11 protein-coding genes and 2 tRNA genes are annotated in these 15,217 nt (G+C 52.9%); 4 read left to right on the forward strand and 9 right to left on the reverse strand.

All coding sequences use genetic code 11. The features are described 5' to 3' along the window. Positions 1-10 precede the first annotated feature (10 nt). The 4 genes from acnD to L2731_RS06165 all read right to left on the reverse strand — a co-directional run bounded on the left by acnD (position 11) and on the right by L2731_RS06165 (position 5,471). Positions 11-2,599 carry a Fe/S-dependent 2-methylisocitrate dehydratase AcnD gene (gene acnD / locus L2731_RS06150; RefSeq protein ID WP_249252255.1) on the reverse strand — a complete coding sequence of 863 codons (2,589 nt, stop codon included), beginning with the start codon at positions 2,597-2,599 and terminating at the stop codon, positions 11-13. An 86-nt stretch (positions 2,600-2,685) separates the two neighbouring features. Then, positions 2,686-3,810, reverse strand: coding sequence for a bifunctional 2-methylcitrate synthase/citrate synthase (gene prpC, locus L2731_RS06155; protein ID WP_249252257.1), 1,125 nt, complete (start codon positions 3,808-3,810; stop codon positions 2,686-2,688). Between the two features lie 101 nt (positions 3,811-3,911). Further along, the gene (prpB, locus tag L2731_RS06160) at positions 3,912-4,790 is read right to left on the reverse strand and encodes a methylisocitrate lyase (RefSeq protein WP_239850419.1); all 879 of its coding nucleotides are present in this window, start codon (positions 4,788-4,790) and stop codon (positions 3,912-3,914) included. 12 nt (positions 4,791-4,802) lie between these two features. Next, positions 4,803-5,471: a GntR family transcriptional regulator gene (locus L2731_RS06165; RefSeq protein WP_041511381.1), complete on the reverse strand. Its 669-nt coding sequence runs from the start codon at positions 5,469-5,471 to the stop codon at positions 4,803-4,805. Between the two features lie 397 nt (positions 5,472-5,868). Here L2731_RS06165 and L2731_RS06170 point away from each other — a divergent pair, with 397 nt between their 5' ends. Together L2731_RS06170 and fabA are read left to right on the forward strand one after the other, a co-directional pair. Further along, a complete protein-coding gene (locus tag L2731_RS06170; RefSeq protein WP_249252259.1) occupies positions 5,869-7,578 on the forward strand; it encodes a S16 family serine protease in 1,710 nt (569 codons plus the stop codon). Positions 7,579-7,645: 67 nt separating this feature from the next. Continuing rightward, complete coding sequence (fabA, locus tag L2731_RS06175; RefSeq protein ID WP_041511383.1) at positions 7,646-8,161, forward strand: bifunctional 3-hydroxydecanoyl-ACP dehydratase/trans-2-decenoyl-ACP isomerase; 516 nt, start codon at positions 7,646-7,648, stop codon at positions 8,159-8,161. A gap of 58 nt (positions 8,162-8,219) precedes the next feature. On the opposite strand, the gene rmf is transcribed toward fabA, so the two are convergent. From rmf to rlmKL, 5 genes are all read right to left on the reverse strand, one after another. Then, positions 8,220-8,396: a ribosome modulation factor gene (rmf, locus tag L2731_RS06180; protein WP_082035666.1), complete on the reverse strand. Its 177-nt coding sequence runs from the start codon at positions 8,394-8,396 to the stop codon at positions 8,220-8,222. Between the two features lie 185 nt (positions 8,397-8,581). Next, positions 8,582-10,423 (reverse strand): DUF3466 family protein, encoded by a 1,842-nt coding sequence (locus tag L2731_RS06185; RefSeq protein ID WP_249252262.1) that lies wholly within the window; start codon positions 10,421-10,423, stop codon positions 8,582-8,584. 24 nt (positions 10,424-10,447) lie between these two features. Further along, positions 10,448-12,358: an ABC transporter ATP-binding protein gene (locus L2731_RS06190; RefSeq protein WP_249252264.1), complete on the reverse strand. Its 1,911-nt coding sequence runs from the start codon at positions 12,356-12,358 to the stop codon at positions 10,448-10,450. A gap of 1 nt (position 12,359) precedes the next feature. Next, complete coding sequence (locus L2731_RS06195; protein ID WP_239850415.1) at positions 12,360-12,596, reverse strand: glutaredoxin family protein; 237 nt, start codon at positions 12,594-12,596, stop codon at positions 12,360-12,362. Next, positions 12,589-14,724 (reverse strand): bifunctional 23S rRNA (guanine(2069)-N(7))-methyltransferase RlmK/23S rRNA (guanine(2445)-N(2))-methyltransferase RlmL, encoded by a 2,136-nt coding sequence (gene rlmKL / locus L2731_RS06200; protein ID WP_249252267.1) that lies wholly within the window; start codon positions 14,722-14,724, stop codon positions 12,589-12,591. Before rlmKL ends, L2731_RS06195 begins: the two co-directional genes overlap by 8 nt. 268 nt (positions 14,725-14,992) lie before the next feature. On the opposite strand from rlmKL, the gene L2731_RS06205 reads away from it, so the two are divergent. Next, positions 14,993-15,069 (forward strand) — tRNA-Met (locus L2731_RS06205). A 41-nt stretch (positions 15,070-15,110) separates the two neighbouring features. Next, positions 15,111-15,187: transfer RNA gene (locus L2731_RS06210), tRNA-Met, on the forward strand. Positions 15,188-15,217 lie beyond the last annotated feature (30 nt).

The raw sequence follows: 15,217 nt of genomic DNA on the forward strand, positions 1-15,217 counted from the left end.
TATGACTGCCTTAGGCATTCGCTTCGAGGAAATCCTGCGCGAAGCGCTGCAACACGCCGCCCGCCTGATAGACAAGTACCTCGTCGGCCGTATCCAGACGACAGGTCACAGGCACCTCGACGCGCTCACCGTTTTGACGGGTGATCACTACAGTGAGATCCGCTCTCGGCGTTGGCTCACCGATCACATCGAAGGTCTCGCTGCCATCGATGCCATAGGTGTGGCGGTTCTCGCCGGCCTTAAATTCCAGCGGTAGTACGCCCATACCCACAAGATTCGTACGGTGGATACGCTCGAAGCCTTCGGCGACAATCGCCTCAACCCCTGCCAGTCTCACCCCTTTGGCCGCCCAGTCACGGGATGAACCCTGACCATAGTCGGCGCCGGCGATGATGATCAGCGGCTGCTTACGATCCATATAGGTCTCGATCGCCTCCCACATACGCATCACCTCACCTTCTGGCTCTAGGCGAGTCAGTGAGCCTTGCTTAACTTCACCATCCACCAGCGCCATCTCGTTGATCAGCTTAGGGTTAGCAAAGGTCGCGCGCTGGGCCGTGAGGTGATCGCCCCTGTGAGTCGCGTAAGAGTTAAAGTCCACCTCGGGCAGCCCCATCTTAGCCAGATATTCGCCGGCGGCGCTGCTGGCCAAGATGGCGTTTGAAGGCGAGAGGTGATCTGTGGTGATGTTATCGCCTAGTACCGCCAGCGGACGCATCCCCTTGAGCGTGCGCTCACCAGCCAATGCGCCTTCCCAATAAGGCGGACGACGAATATAGGTACTCTGTGGACGCCAGTCGTACAGCGGATTGACATCTTCGCCATAGTCCACCGCCAAGTCGAACATAGGGGTATAGATATCCCTAAATTGCTGAGGCTTCACGCTCGCCTTGACGATAGCGTCGATCTCCTCATCGCTCGGCCAGATATCTTTGAGGCGAATCGGCTCACCCTTGGCATCATGACCTAAGATATCTTTTTCGATATCGAATCTGATGGTGCCTGCGATGGCATAAGCTACCACCAATGGCGGCGAGGCCAGAAACGCCTGCTTGGCATAGGGGTGGATACGACCGTCGAAGTTACGGTTGCCCGACAGCACGGCGGTGGCATAGAGGTCTCTATCTATCACCTCTTGCTGAATAACAGGATCCAGCGCGCCGCTCATGCCGTTACAGGTGGTACAGGCAAAACCGACGATACCAAAGCCCAGTTGCTCAAGCTCAGGCAGAAGCCCCGCATCTTTCAGGTAAAGCTCGGCTACCTTAGAGCCTGGGGCAAAAGAGGTTTTCACCCAGGGCTTGCGAACTAGGCCCATCTCGTTGGCCTTCTTGGCGAGCAAACCCGCGGCGATCACGTTTCTTGGGTTACTTGTGTTGGTACAGCTGGTGATGGCGGCGATGATCACTGCGCCATCTGGCATCAGCTTCTCATCCTGCTCGACCACGCCGGCAATGCCTTGGCTGGCCAGCTCACTGGTGGCCACTCGGCGGTGTGGATTCGAAGGACCGGCGATGTTACGCACTACGCTGGAGAGATCGAAGGTCAGTACCCTCTCATACTCGGCTTCTTTCAGGCTGTCGGCCCACAGGCCTGTGGTCTTGGCGTAGTTTTCCACCAGCTTAACCTGCTCACTGTCACGGCCTGTGATGGTGAGATAGTCGATGGTCTGCTGGTCGATATAGAACATGCCCGCCGAGGCGCCAAATTCAGGCGTCATATTAGAAATAGTCGCACGATCCCCAAGGGTGAGATCCGCAGCCCCTTCACCGAAGAATTCGAGATAGGCAGAAACCACCTTCTCCTTACGTAAAAATTCGGTCAGTGCCAACACGATATCCGTCGCCGTGATGCCGCTCTGACGCTTACCCGTCAGCTCGACACCGACAATATCCGGCAGACGCATGTAAGATGGGCGGCCCAACATGACGTTCTCGGCTTCCAGGCCGCCCACGCCGATGGCGATAACGCCCAACGCATCCACGTGAGGCGTATGGCTGTCGGTACCCACTAAGGTGTCGGGGAAGGCCACGCCGTCACGGGCCTGGATCACCGGTGACATCTTTTCCAGGTTGATCTGGTGCATGATGCCGTTGCCAGGCTGGATCACATCGACATTCTTAAAGGCCGTCTTGGTCCAGTTGATGAAATGGAATCTGTCTTCGTTACGGCGATCTTCAATCGCGCGGTTCTTCTCGAAGGCATCTTTTTCAAAGCCCGCATGTTCAACCGCCAGCGAGTGATCCACGATCAGCTGAGTCGGCACCACGGGGTTAACCTTTGAGGGATCCCCCCCCTTCTCGGCGATGGCATCACGTAGGCCAGCCAGGTCGACCAGTGCCGTCTGGCCGAGAATATCGTGGCATACCACGCGCGCCGGATACCAGGGGAAATCGAGATCACGCTTACGCTCGATGAGTTGGCTCAGGGCGTCATTTAGCAATTCAGGTTCGCAGCGCCTTACCAGGTTTTCAGCCAGCACCTTAGCTGTATAGGGCAGTTTGTCATAGGCGCCAGCGCTTAAGGCCTCGACAGCGCTGCGAGTATCAAAGTAATCGAGCGCGCTGCCGGGAAGCGGTTTACGATGTAGAGAGTTCATAAAATCATCCAAACGATTTAAGAGTTAAAGCAAGCAAACCAAAACAGCCCCTGAGCCTTTAAAGGCATAGGGGCTGGTATCTAGGCTTATCTTTCGCTGATTGGCACCACTTTACGCGGCGCAGAGCCGATATAATCCGCACTTGGTCTGATGATGCGGTTGTTGGCGCGTTGCTCCATCACGTGGGCCGCCCAGCCTGTCAGGCGTGAGCAGACGAAGATAGGGGTGAACAACTTGGTTGGGATTCCCATGAAGTGATAGGCAGACGCGTGGAAGAAATCGGCGTTACAGAACAGCTTCTTGGTGTCCCACATATACTCTTCACAGGCCACAGAGATATCGTAGAGTGAGGTGTCGCCGAACTCTTTCGCCAGCTTTTCAGACCAGGCCTTGATGATCACGTTACGTGGGTCTGATTCGCGATAGATGGCATGACCAAAGCCCATGATCTTCTCTTTGCGTTCCAGCATACCCGCCATCTGCACCTTGGCATCTTCTGGCGAGCTAAACTTCTGAATCATCTCCATCGCCGCCTCGTTAGCACCACCGTGCAGCGGGCCGCGTAGCGAGCCGATAGCACCGGTAATACAAGAGAACATGTCAGACAGAGTAGAGGCACAGACGCGCGCGGTGAAGGTTGAGGCGTTGAATTCATGCTCAGCATACAGAATCAACGACACATCCATCACGCGGCGATGTTGATCCGAAGGCGTCTTGCCGTTCAGCAACTTAAGGAAGTGACCGCCTAGCGAGTCTTCGTCGGTCACGCAGTCGATCTCGACGCCGTCATGACTGAAACGATACCAGTAACACATGATGGCAGGGAACGCCGCTAGCAGACGGTTAGCCGCTTTATGCTGCTGGCTGAAATCGGTTTCTGGCTCCAGGTTACCCAGGAAAGAACAGCCGGTGCGCATCACATCCATGGGATGAGCATCGGCCGGAATACGTTGCAGCACCTCTTTCAGAGTCTTCGGCAGGTCGCGCATCGACATCAGCTGGCTCTTGTAGGCATCGAGCTGAGCCGCATTGGGCAACTCGCCATTAAATAGCAGGTAAGCAACCTCTTCGAAGGTGGCGTTGTCGGCCAGATCCGATACATCGTAACCACAATAGGTTAAGCCTGAGCCTGATTTGCCCACTGTACATAACGCTGTTTCGCCCGCACTCTGTCCACGTAGTCCGGCGCCGCCTAATTTTTTATCTACCATAACGTCTTCCTATTATATTTTTGTCTATCCCTAGTACTGCATTATCTAGGTTGTAGGGGGTATGCTGTCAATTTGGCCCACCCAGGGCGGGCCCTTAGGTGTTACTTGTTCTTGCCTTCGGCAAACAGGCTGTCGAGCTTCTGCTCGTAGTCGTGATAACCGAGATAGTCATAAAGCTCCATACGGGTCTGCATGGTATCGAGTACCGCCTTCTGGTCGCCGTCGCGCAGAATGGTCTGATAAACAGTCTCCGCCGCCTTATTCATGGCTCTAAAGGCACTTAGCGGGTAGAGCACCATGGCTGCGCCCCACTGTCCCAGCTGCTCGCGATTCCACAGCTCTGTCTGACCAAATTCGGTGATATTAGCCAAGATGGGCACATCTAAGGCCTCGGCAAAGGCGCGGTAATGCTCCTCTGTTTTAACTGCCTCGGCGAAGATACCGTCGGCGCCGGCAGCCACATAGGCCTTGGCACGTTCGATGGCCGCCTCTAGTCCTTCCTGGGCGAACGCATCGGTGCGGGCCATGATGAAGAAGTCTGGGTCTGTGCGTGCATCTACCGCCGCCTTGATGCGATCGACCATCTCGTCAACCGAGACGATCTCTTTGTTAGGGCGATGACCACAACGCTTCTGAGCCACCTGGTCTTCCATGTGTACGGCCGCCGCACCGGCCTTTTCCATGTCTTTGATGGTCTTGGCGATGTTAAATGCCCCGCCCCAGCCGGTATCGATATCCACCAGTAGCGGCAGATCGCAGGCCGAGGTGATACGCTGCACATCCGCAATCACATCGTTTAACGAGGTCATCCCCAGATCTGGCAGACCATAAGAGGCGTTTGCCACCCCGCCGCCTGAGAGATAGATGGCCTTGTGGCCTATCTGCTTGGCCATCATGGCCGTGTAGGCATTAATGGTACCGACAATCTGTAACGGCTTATTGTCGGCCAAGGCCTGACGGAATTTCTTTCCTGCGCTCATGCTCGCTTCCTCTTATGACTGAATTGATGAGAGTTTGTTTCTGATGTTGTTTCTTGAATAGGTGATATGTCTGCGCATCAGCATCTCGGCCAGCTCCTGATCGCGATTGGCGATCGCCTGCACTATGTGTCTGTGCTCATCGTAGGCGGTAGTGACTCTGGGGCCCGCCATGCCAAGCTGTACGCGGTACATACGCACCAGATGATAGATGCCGTCGAACAGCATAGAGATAAGATGCTTGTTCTTGCTGCCCAGAATGATGCGGTAATGAAAATCCACATCGCCGGCCTCTTGGTAATAGGATTCGCCTTGTTTGACGTCTTGAAAGTGGCTGATAAGCAGGGCTTCGAGCTCGGCTATCTCTTCATCACTCATGTTCTTCGCTGCCAGGCGCGCCGCCATGCCCTCTAGGGATTCACGGATCTCATACAGCGCCAGCAGCCCCTCCTCACTCAAGGCCACCACTCTGGCCCCTACGTTGGCGCGGCGCTCGACGATATGACAAGATTCGAGACGATTGATCGCCTCGCGGATCACTGCTCGGCTAACCCCATAAGTTGTCGACAATTCTGTCTCACTCAGCTTAGCACCCGCCGCTATCACCCCTTCGACAATGTCTTGCCTGAGTTGATAGAAGGTTTTATCTGCCGTTGTCACGGGCGTTTGGCTGTATCGGGTCATGATTATTGTGATCGCCGTCAAACAATTAGTTGTCGACAATATAGCCGCCAAATTCACCTTTCTCAAGCCAAACACCAAAAATTGTCGACAAAAAGACTTGTTTTTCGACTAAAGTCGTAACGAATTCGATACAAGGCAGGACAGAAAACGACCTTAAACCAGGTCATTAAACCGTCATCTAGATTTAAACCGTACAGGCTAATCGACCCGCCACATCGACTCGTACGCGCACTTGAGAATGGGTGTTGGCTAACGACAGCCTCCAAGTAAACCCACTAAGATTGTCGACAAATCACCACAACAAATAGAAATCTTAGGAATCTCGCCTCGAAACAAAGATCGAGCCTTGGCTAATCTGTGCTAACATCAGCCCATGTTTCAATAATTCACCCCAGAAATGATCGCACATTCCATCGACGCCACCGCTTTATCGCCCCAATTTGACTTACCCCAGGTTGACCAGCTTAAGCCAAATCTTCACAGTCGCCTCCTCGGCCAGGAGCGCACCCTAGACGCCTTCAACCTATTGGCTAAGGCAAAGGGCCAACATATGTACCTGGCCGACCAAAGCGGTATCGATAGGCTGGCGTTGATAAAGGCATTAGTTGACTATCAAGGCAACAGGCCCACTCACTACCTTAATCGCCAGGCACCTGATGCCGGCCTGGCGTGGCAGACAGAAGCCGGAGAAGAATGCCTTTGCCAGGCGGGCAAGCCCTATCGCTATTTGAGCGGGGCCATTAAACGCCGGGATCTCATCGGCCATCTCGATAGTCATAACCCAAATATCTATCACCCCGGCGCCCTAGCCGACTGCGATTACCTGTTTATCTGCGCCGAGTCACTGTGGAAACGCGAGGCCCTATGGGAGTTGGTGATAGAGGCCGCCCACAGCGGTGAGTATCCGCTACACTCTGGCTGGCCGGCCATCCCCCTACACAGCAAGATCATTCTGGTAGGCAGTAGCAGCTTATATAGTGTCAGCTACCTGGAGGAGCGCAACTTTCCCGCAGCCTTTCCGCTGCTGGGTGAATTAGTGGATGAAATAGATCTCAATGAATTTAGTGAGTTGGATTATGGCAATTACCTGATGGAGATTGCTAACGCCAATGGGCTCTCCTTAACGCAATCGGCCTTGGCACCACTGTTTAATCACAGTGCCCGCCTGGCGGAGCATCAGCGCCATCTGAGCCTGGAGACTCAAGGAATAAGCCAGCTTATGGTTCAGGCCAGCCTCTACGGCAACAGCAAGGCGCTAAATGGTGACAGTGTGACCCTGGCCCTCGCCAGACACCAGGCCCGCCACAATGCATCTCAGAGCCTGTCGGCACAGAGCTTCGATGATAACTTTATTAACCTACCGACCAAAGGCGCCATGATTGGCCAGATCAACGGCCTGACCGTGTTAGACGCCGCCGAATATACCTATGGCGAACCGGCGAGGATCACCGCTGCAGTGCATTATGGTGACGGTGAAGTGGCCGATATCGAACGTAAGGTAGAGTTGGGTGGCAACATACACGCCAAGGGCTTGATGATCCTCACCTCCTGCCTCTACCGTATCTTCGGTAAAGATGCACCATTGCACCTTAATGCCAACATAGTATTCGAGCAGTCTTACCAGGAGATCGATGGCGACAGCGCCTCGCTCGCGGAGTACTGCGCCCTGATGTCGGCAATCGCCGAGCAGCCGATTGACCAAGGTATCGCCGCAACCGGCGCGATAGATCAGTTTGGTCAGGTGCAAGCCATCGGCGGCGTCAACGAGAAGATCGAAGGCTTCTTCGATCTGTGCCAACGTCGTGGCCTCACTGGGACTCAGGGGGTGATCATCCCCGCCTCCAACGTTCAGCAACTCAACCTGGCCCCGGCGGTCATCGCCGCCGTAGAGGCAAAAGAGTTTCACCTGTACCAAGTCGAGCATACCGACCAGGCCGTGGCCATCTTGATGAACAAACCCGCCGGCAGCCGCGATGACAATGGCCAGTTCCCCGAGGAAAGCCTATATGGCATGGTGCAGGCGCGATTAGAAGGACTCGCGGGTTATCCCGATGAAGAGCGATCTTTTTTTGCCAACTTGCTCCAGAAACTGAAACTTTCTAGCTGATCGGAGTTGTTTGGCGTACACGTGTTAGCTAACCTTGGCGACTCAAATTGCTAGAGTGAAGTTAACAATGAATAAAGCTAACAGTTTCAGTAAAGAAGAATTAGTCGCCTGCGGCCACGGTAATCTTTTTGGCGCCAACTCGCCACGCCTGCCTATCGACAATATGTTGATGATAGATCGCATCACTAAGATCAACGATGACGGTGGTGAATTTGGTAAGGGGGAAATTGTAGCTGAACTGGATATCGATCCATCACTCTGGTTCTTCGATTGCCATTTCGAGACAGATCCAGTGATGCCAGGCTGTCTGGGCCTTGACGCCATGTGGCAGCTGGTTGGCTTCTTCCTCGGTTGGGAAGGTGCCCAGGGTAAAGGTCGCGCACTGGGTGTTGGCGAAGTGAAATTCACCGGCCAGGTACTGCCCGATGCCAAGAAAGTCACCTACAAATTAACCATCAAGCGTAAGGTCTATAGAAAGCTAGTCATGGGTATCGCAGATGCCGTGATGGAAGTGGATGGCCGCGAGATCTATTCAGCCACAGATCTAAAAGTCGGTATCTTTACCGATACCTCAAGCTTCTAAGCAATTATCATTGCGCTAGATATGAAAATGCCCTCTAAACAGAGGGCAAACAGCTAAATCACTTGTTGAACAGGCCGCTGAGACGGCCATCGACGCCTTCGCGCCACCCTCCGAGCCATTGTGATTTAGAGTCTAAAGTAGAATAAGGACAGTTATCCTTCGAGCGGCCACCTATCCCGGCCTGGAATCCCTTTGAAAAAGCTCTATCGAGACGATCTCTTTTTTGTCTTTTCATGCAAGCATCCTCTGTTCTCAAATCCTAAAGGCCGAAGCCTCATCCATAGAAATAGAACTTTTTCATCACGAGATCAATCAAAAATTTACCTTTCGAAAGGGTTATTATTTAAACGCATGAGTTCCTTATTAATAAAAAATCGGGGCATAAGCCCCGATTTTTAGTTCAATAAGTTCTAATGGCCCTTAGACCCGAGCTCGGCGTCTCAACCAGAGCAGAGGCAATAGCAACAACCAGGCAAAACTGGCGGCGCCTTTGCGCTCATAGTTACCATTACCCGAGTCATCATTCTCCTTCACATCACAAGCCGAACCTGATGTCGTTGGCTTAAGCACCACCATACGCGGCAGGTAGGCCGTTACCGGCTGACCGTTGGCGTTGAGTTCGAACAATGGTTTACCATTCTCACCTATAACCAAGTTGCCATCTTCATCATATTGGTAAGAAGGCTTACGGATGAAGGCGGTACCCACTATGGTGCCATCATCGTTAATGCTGCTAGCCTCTACGATGCGGATCTCACTATCGTAGTAGAGCGTCTTACCGTCACCGTCGACCACCTCGACCTTGTTCCGGGTCCACTTACCGGCATCATCTTTGACATAGCCTTTCGATTCACACACAAGAAGATCATCGATGACACTAAACTCATCGCTTGCCTTGTCATACAGAAAGGCGCCCTTCATACGTGGCTTCTCTTTCTCTGAGGTCACTTCCACGAAACCCACTACCTGATCTTTGTTGTTAATATCTCGTGGACGAGAGCTACGGTCGGACATCACCTCATAGAAATCATTAGGGGTCACGAAGGTGGGATCTTCGGCGTTGGTATCCAGATAGAAGAACTTGTCACGCTGATAGCCTTCGATGTAGCGACGGTAGCTACCCACCAAGATACCATTATCGTTGACATCATAAGCCACAGAGGAGAGCTGATCGTTAGTCATCTTCACCCAGTGATATTGGTAATCACCTTGAGCATCTTTCTTCCAATAGGCCGCATCGAACGCCAGCTTATCCTTATCATCGTTACGGTAAACATGAGAGCGGCCAGCGACAACTCCCAGGCTATTAACACCAAGACCTTGAGCGGTAAACACGCTGTCTGAGGTCGACTCAAGTCCCAGCGGTAGCTCGGTCGGTGTAACATCTGTGCCGTCAAACTGCCACACAAACCCGCGCGTTTGATAGAGAATACGGCGTATATTGTTACTATCTGGATATTGATCCTTCTGCACACAGACGTCGATAGGATAGGTCTCACCGGTAATACAGTTATCGACCCGTGTCTTACTCGACTTGGCCAGATCTGTGGTCGCGTAACCCGTAATAAGGTTATTGTCGTTGATCGCGGTTGCAACCGACACACCACCCATGATCACATCGGTATCATCCTTACTGTAGACGGTATAAGGCGGTACTAGGGCGATGTCAGTCCCCTCGGCGGTCTTGAGGAAGCCACGCTCCTCAAATTCACGGTAGTACCAGTACTCCTGACCTTCTGTCTCACCTGTATATTCGGTTTTCAGCTCAGGGGCGGTATAGCTACCGACCTTTATGCCATTGTTGTTGATGCCGTAATAATAGGCATTGATGGAGTTAATGGTCTCCGGCAAGGCTTCGTCGGTATCTTTAGGGTGAGTCGTGCCAAAAACCGAATCGAAGGTTGGGATCCAGCTGCCGCTCGCTCCATTGCCGTCGGCATTGAAGGTGAAGTTATTGGCAATGATAGGCTTGTTGATAGAGTAAGACACCAACTGCTCGGGCGGGATGCCATCTTCGATATCGATAGCGCCACCAGTCTCGTCGTCTACCTCAAGCTTCTTCTTACCCTTAGAGATACCTACCATCTTATCTTGCTGATTGACAAACATGCCGTAGCCGTTGATGGTCGACTCTAGCGTGCCGTTTAGATCATAGTCATCGATATTCTGGATCTCATAGACAGGTGCAGCATGAGCCGTCTGCAGCGCGGTGATCACTCCGGCGGCAACTAAAGAGATGGCTCTATCAAACTTCAACTTCATGTACTTTTCCTATTATTCTATCGTCTATTTGAGAGCTTCTAGCTCTTCCCAACGTTCGAAACACACTTCCAATTCCTGCTCCAGTGCCGCCAGTTCATTTAATCGACTACTGACCAGATCTTGTGCTTGGGTATAAAAATCGGGTTCATTGATGACCGCCTGCAAGCTTTCTATCTCCGATTCGAGTTGCTCCATCTTGGCAGGCAAGGCATCGAGTTCTCTCTGTAATTTATAAGAAAGTTTCTTCTCTGCCTTAGCGGCGGTCTTTTTAACCGGCTCGGCAACCTTGGGTTGGACAGCGTCCTTGGCAACTGGTTCCTCAGAATAAAATTTTGCCCCCTGAGACACGGCATCTTGATAGCCGCCGACATATTCACTCCAGCCACCGTTGCCGGTGAACCACCAGGAGCTGGTGACAGTGTTGTCGATAAAGGCACGGTCGTGACTCACCAACAACAGAGTGCCCTGATAATCGGTCAACAGCGACTCTAGCAACTCTAAGGTCTCAATATCAAGATCGTTTGTCGGTTCATCGAGAATGATCAGGTTTGCCGGCCTGAGCAGTAGACGCGCCAGCAGTAACCGATTCTTCTCCCCACCGGAAAGTGCCTTCACCGGCGTGCGGGCGCGCATGGGTGAAAACAGGAAATCCTGCAGGTAGCTTAAAATATGTCTGTCCTGACCATTGATCGTGACCGTCTTCTTGCCTTCACCTACGTTGTCTTCAACGGTTTTTTCCGGATCAAGCGCCTCACGATACTGGTCAAAATAAGCCACTTCCAACTTGGTACCGACCTTCACCTCCCCCGACTGAGGCGCGAGCTGACCAATCAATAGCTTGATCAGGGTCGACTTACCACAGCCGTTAGGACCGATGAGCGCGATGCGATCGCCGCGCATCACAGAAGTAGTAAAATTCTTCACCAGGTTCTTGTCTGGCAGGTTGTAATTTAGATCCTTGATATCGAATACCAGCTTACCCGAACGCTCGGTATCGGCCACCTGCATCTTGGCGCCACCCTGACGATTGATACGTTCCATACGCTCCATTCGCAGCGCCTTCAGGGCTCGAACGCGGCCCTCGTTGCGGGTACGACGCGCCTTGATCCCTTGGCGGATCCAGGCCTCTTCTTCGGCCAGCTTCTTGTCGAATTGGGCGTTTTTCTCCTCTTCCACCCTCAGCCACTCCGCCTTACCATCAAGATAAGTCTGATAGTCGCCGGGCCAGGAGGTTACCACACCGCGGTCGAGATCCACGATACGGGTCGCCATGCGCTGAATGAAGCCACGGTCGTGACTGATAAAGACGATGGCGCCGCGATAATTAAGCAGAAACTCTTCCAACCACTCGATGGTGTCGATGTCCAGATGGTTGGTAGGCTCGTCGAGCAATAGCAGATCCGGCTCGCTCACCAGGGCGCGCGCCAACGCCACCTTGCGCTGCCAGCCACCAGACAGACTAGCCAGGCTCGCATCGGCGTCCAGTCCCAGTAGTTCACAGGTCTGATTGATGCGGGTATCGAGCTGCCAGCCGTTGAGATGATCAAGATCTGCCTGCAGACGCTCCATCTGCTTGAGCAGACGCTCCATCTCCTGGGAATCGGCATGGGCAACATCATGTGACAGCTGATGATAACGCTCTAGCTTCTCACCCACCTCCTGCAAACCTGCCGAGATATAGGCATACACAGTGCCCTGTTCCGCCTTAGGCGGGTCCTGCTGCAGTCGGCTGACCTTAACGTCGGTCGCAATGTTAAACTCGCCATCGTCGAGTAACACCTCACCGCCGATCACCTTCATCAGGCTTGACTTACCGGCGCCGTTGCGGCCCACGATACAGACGCGCTCGCCCGGCTCTATGGTAAAGTCAGCATTTTGCAGTAAGGGGGTGTAGCCATAGGCCAATGAGCCGTTATTTATACGAACCAGACTCAATTTATGCTCCTGTAAATTGTTGCAACTGCTCGTTGTCGAAAGGCCAGCCTAACTCGGCGCCATCGGCCTGACGTAACAGCACTGGGATACGCACGCCGTAGCGCTGCGCCAGTTGCTCGTCATCGCAGATATCCTGCAAGACAAAATCGATATTCAGCGCACTGATAAGCGCCTGAGCCTGCTCGCAAAGATGGCAGGCATCGGTATGAAAAAGAATAAAGGCGCTGGTGTTAGGCATGCTGAATCAACCAGGTATTATGAATATGCGGATTACGCTTATAGTCCAGCGGCAGTGTCTGCTTATCCAAATTAGTGATCGACAAGCCAAGCGCGCTTAACGCCTCGCTATCCATCTTGAATTTGCGCTTGTTGTTGGAAAACAGGATCTCTCCGCCCGGACGCAACAGCTTGACCAACGCGGTCAACAACTTGACATGATCACGCTGCACATCGAAAGAGTCTTCCATACGCTTAGAGTTTGAGAAGGTCGGCGGATCGATGAAGATCAGGTCATATTGGGTATCGCAGTCATCTATCCACTGCAGGCAATCACTCTGAATAAACTGATACTGCTTGCCCTTTAGGCCGTTTAATTCAAAGTTATCCTGCGCCCAGTTAAGGTAGGTGTTAGACATATCGACTGTGGTCACCGACTTGGCACCACCCAGGGCGGCGTGAACCGAGGCGCTGCCGGTATAGGCAAACAGGTTGAGCACGTCTCTGTCTTTCGACTTCTCGCCCACTAGCTTACGGGTGAGTCGATGATCCAAAAACAGGCCTGTATCCAGGTAGTCTCTCAAGTTGAGCTTAAACTTGGCCCCGTACTCTGTGGTGATCAACTCGAGCTTAGTGGCATCCAGCTTCTGGTATTGGTTGGTGCCCTTCTGACGCTCGCGGGTCTTGAGAATAATCTTATCGGGGTCAACGCCGATGGCTTGGGGCAACACCAGTAAGACATCGGTCAGGCGACGCTTAGTCACCGCCTCGGGAATCGACTTAGGCGCCGAATACTCCTGGATCACCACATGGTCCAGATAGACATCCACCGCCACATTGTACTCTGGAATATCGGCGTCGTAGAGGCGATAGCTATCTATCCCCTCGCGCTGAGCCCATTTGCTCAGCTGCTTATGATTTTTCTTGATACGGTTACTAAAGGCCGTGGCGACCTCGCTCACCTCACCGCCCTGGCTCAACACCTGGCTAGGGTCAAGACGACGGGTGCTGTTGGCATGCAAGGTATAGAGGTTAAAGGCACACTCAAGCGCACCGTTATACATCTTCATCTGCTTATCGGCTTTAAGCTTAAGAGCAGAGAGGAGTTCGATGTCGCTGTTAAGTACCGCCACCTGCCAGCCACCAAATTCGGCCTTGAGTTTATCACCCAGTTGATAGTAGAGCTGCAACAGCGAAGTGACATTGCCCAGACGCTCACCATAAGGCGGGTTGGTGATCAGATAGCCCTGCTCCACCGGCGGCGTCACATTGAGGGCGTTGGCCACTGAAAATTCGATAAGCTCAGCAACACCAGCGTTTTGCACGTTGCGCTTGGCCAATGCCACCAGACGCGAATCGATATCTGAGCCATAAAACTTGATCTCACAGCGCTTGATACCGATAGAGGCGCGGGCCTTGGCCTCAGCAAGCAGCTCCTGCCAGTCGGCATCTTGATGGCGTAGCCAATGCTCGAAACCAAAACGACGACGCTGCAGCGCAGGTGCGATATCGCAGGCCATCATGGCCGCCTCAATTAAAATGGTGCCACTACCGCAGAAGGGGTCGAGCAGATCTTTAGGCGCCTGCTGCCAGCCACTACGCACCAGCATGTTTGCCGCCAGATTTTCCTTCAGCGGTGCCTCCCCTGTGGTGGAGCGATAACCGCGCTGATGCAGCGCAGGCCCGGAGAAGTTAATCCCTAGGGTTATCTGACCCCGGCGATAATGGGCATCTATCTTAAAATCGGCATCGACACGGGCCACATCGGGACGTGGGCAGCCATCGTCACGAAAACGGTCGACGACCGCATCTTTTATCTTAAGCGCGCCAAACTGTGAGTTCTTAATAAAGCCACCCACACCATGAAAATCTATGCTGAAGCTGCTCTTATTGGAGAAATGGGTCTGCCAGTCGATGCAATAAGCCGCATTGTAGAGCTGCTCAGGATTCTCACAGGGCCCCTTATAGATCACTAGAATGATACGGCTGGCGAGTCGCGACCACAGGGTGATACGGTAAGCCAGATTAAGGGGCGCAGAGAAATAGACACCGGCAACGCTTTCCTTAATCTCGGCGGCGCCCAACTCAGCCAGTTCCAAAGACAGGGCGTACTCATAGCCTCTTGGGGCTGCGGCAAAAAAATTCAACATGGATAGATAGACACACTTCAAAAATCAATCCGTCATTATACCTTGTCCTCAGAGTAAATGATAAAAAGTTCTGCCAAATGAAGGTTTAAAATTTCCTGGTTTGCGCGTTAAGCCAGCACTTTGCCTGATAAATAAACGCTTGGTAAGAAATTCACGACGCCGACTTGCATTGCAACGCACATGTCGATATAGTTCGCCCCGCTTTGACGCACTGAGCACCAAACGGCAGAAGCTGTAGGTACTACAGAGGTTAGAGTAAACATCCGGACGCGGGATGGAGCAGCTTGGTAGCTCGTCGGGCTCATAACCCGAAGGTCGTCGGTTCAAATCCGGCTCCCGCAACCAATTCCTCAAACAAGAATTAAAACGGTTTGCATCACATCGGACGCGGGATGGAGCAGCTTGGTAGCTCGTCGGGCTCATAACCCGAAGGTCGTCGGTTCAAATCCGGCTCCCGCAACCAATTCCTCAAACAAGAATTAAAACGGTTTGC

This window comes from Shewanella aquimarina, assembly GCF_023349185.1.
Classification (GTDB): Bacteria; Pseudomonadota; Gammaproteobacteria; order Enterobacterales; family Shewanellaceae; genus Shewanella; species Shewanella aquimarina.

Excerpts from the sequence above, each read along its gene's own strand:
- L2731_RS06170 (WP_249252259.1), top strand. The coding sequence starts at position 5,869 with ATGATCGCACATTCCATCGACGCCACCGCTTTATCGCCCCAATTTGAC.
- L2731_RS06195 (WP_239850415.1), bottom strand. The coding sequence starts at position 12,596 with ATGCCTAACACCAGCGCCTTTATTCTTTTTCATACCGATGCCTGCCAT.
- acnD (WP_249252255.1), bottom strand. The coding sequence starts at position 2,599 with ATGAACTCTCTACATCGTAAACCGCTTCCCGGCAGCGCGCTCGATTAC.
- rmf (WP_082035666.1), bottom strand. The coding sequence starts at position 8,396 with ATGAAAAGACAAAAAAGAGATCGTCTCGATAGAGCTTTTTCAAAGGGA.
- L2731_RS06185 (WP_249252262.1), bottom strand. The coding sequence starts at position 10,423 with ATGAAGTTGAAGTTTGATAGAGCCATCTCTTTAGTTGCCGCCGGAGTG.
- L2731_RS06165 (WP_041511381.1), bottom strand. The coding sequence starts at position 5,471 with ATGACCCGATACAGCCAAACGCCCGTGACAACGGCAGATAAAACCTTC.
- rlmKL (WP_249252267.1), bottom strand. The coding sequence starts at position 14,724 with ATGTTGAATTTTTTTGCCGCAGCCCCAAGAGGCTATGAGTACGCCCTG.
- fabA (WP_041511383.1), top strand. The coding sequence starts at position 7,646 with ATGAATAAAGCTAACAGTTTCAGTAAAGAAGAATTAGTCGCCTGCGGC.
- prpC (WP_249252257.1), bottom strand. The coding sequence starts at position 3,810 with ATGGTAGATAAAAAATTAGGCGGCGCCGGACTACGTGGACAGAGTGCG.
- prpB (WP_239850419.1), bottom strand. The coding sequence starts at position 4,790 with ATGAGCGCAGGAAAGAAATTCCGTCAGGCCTTGGCCGACAATAAGCCG.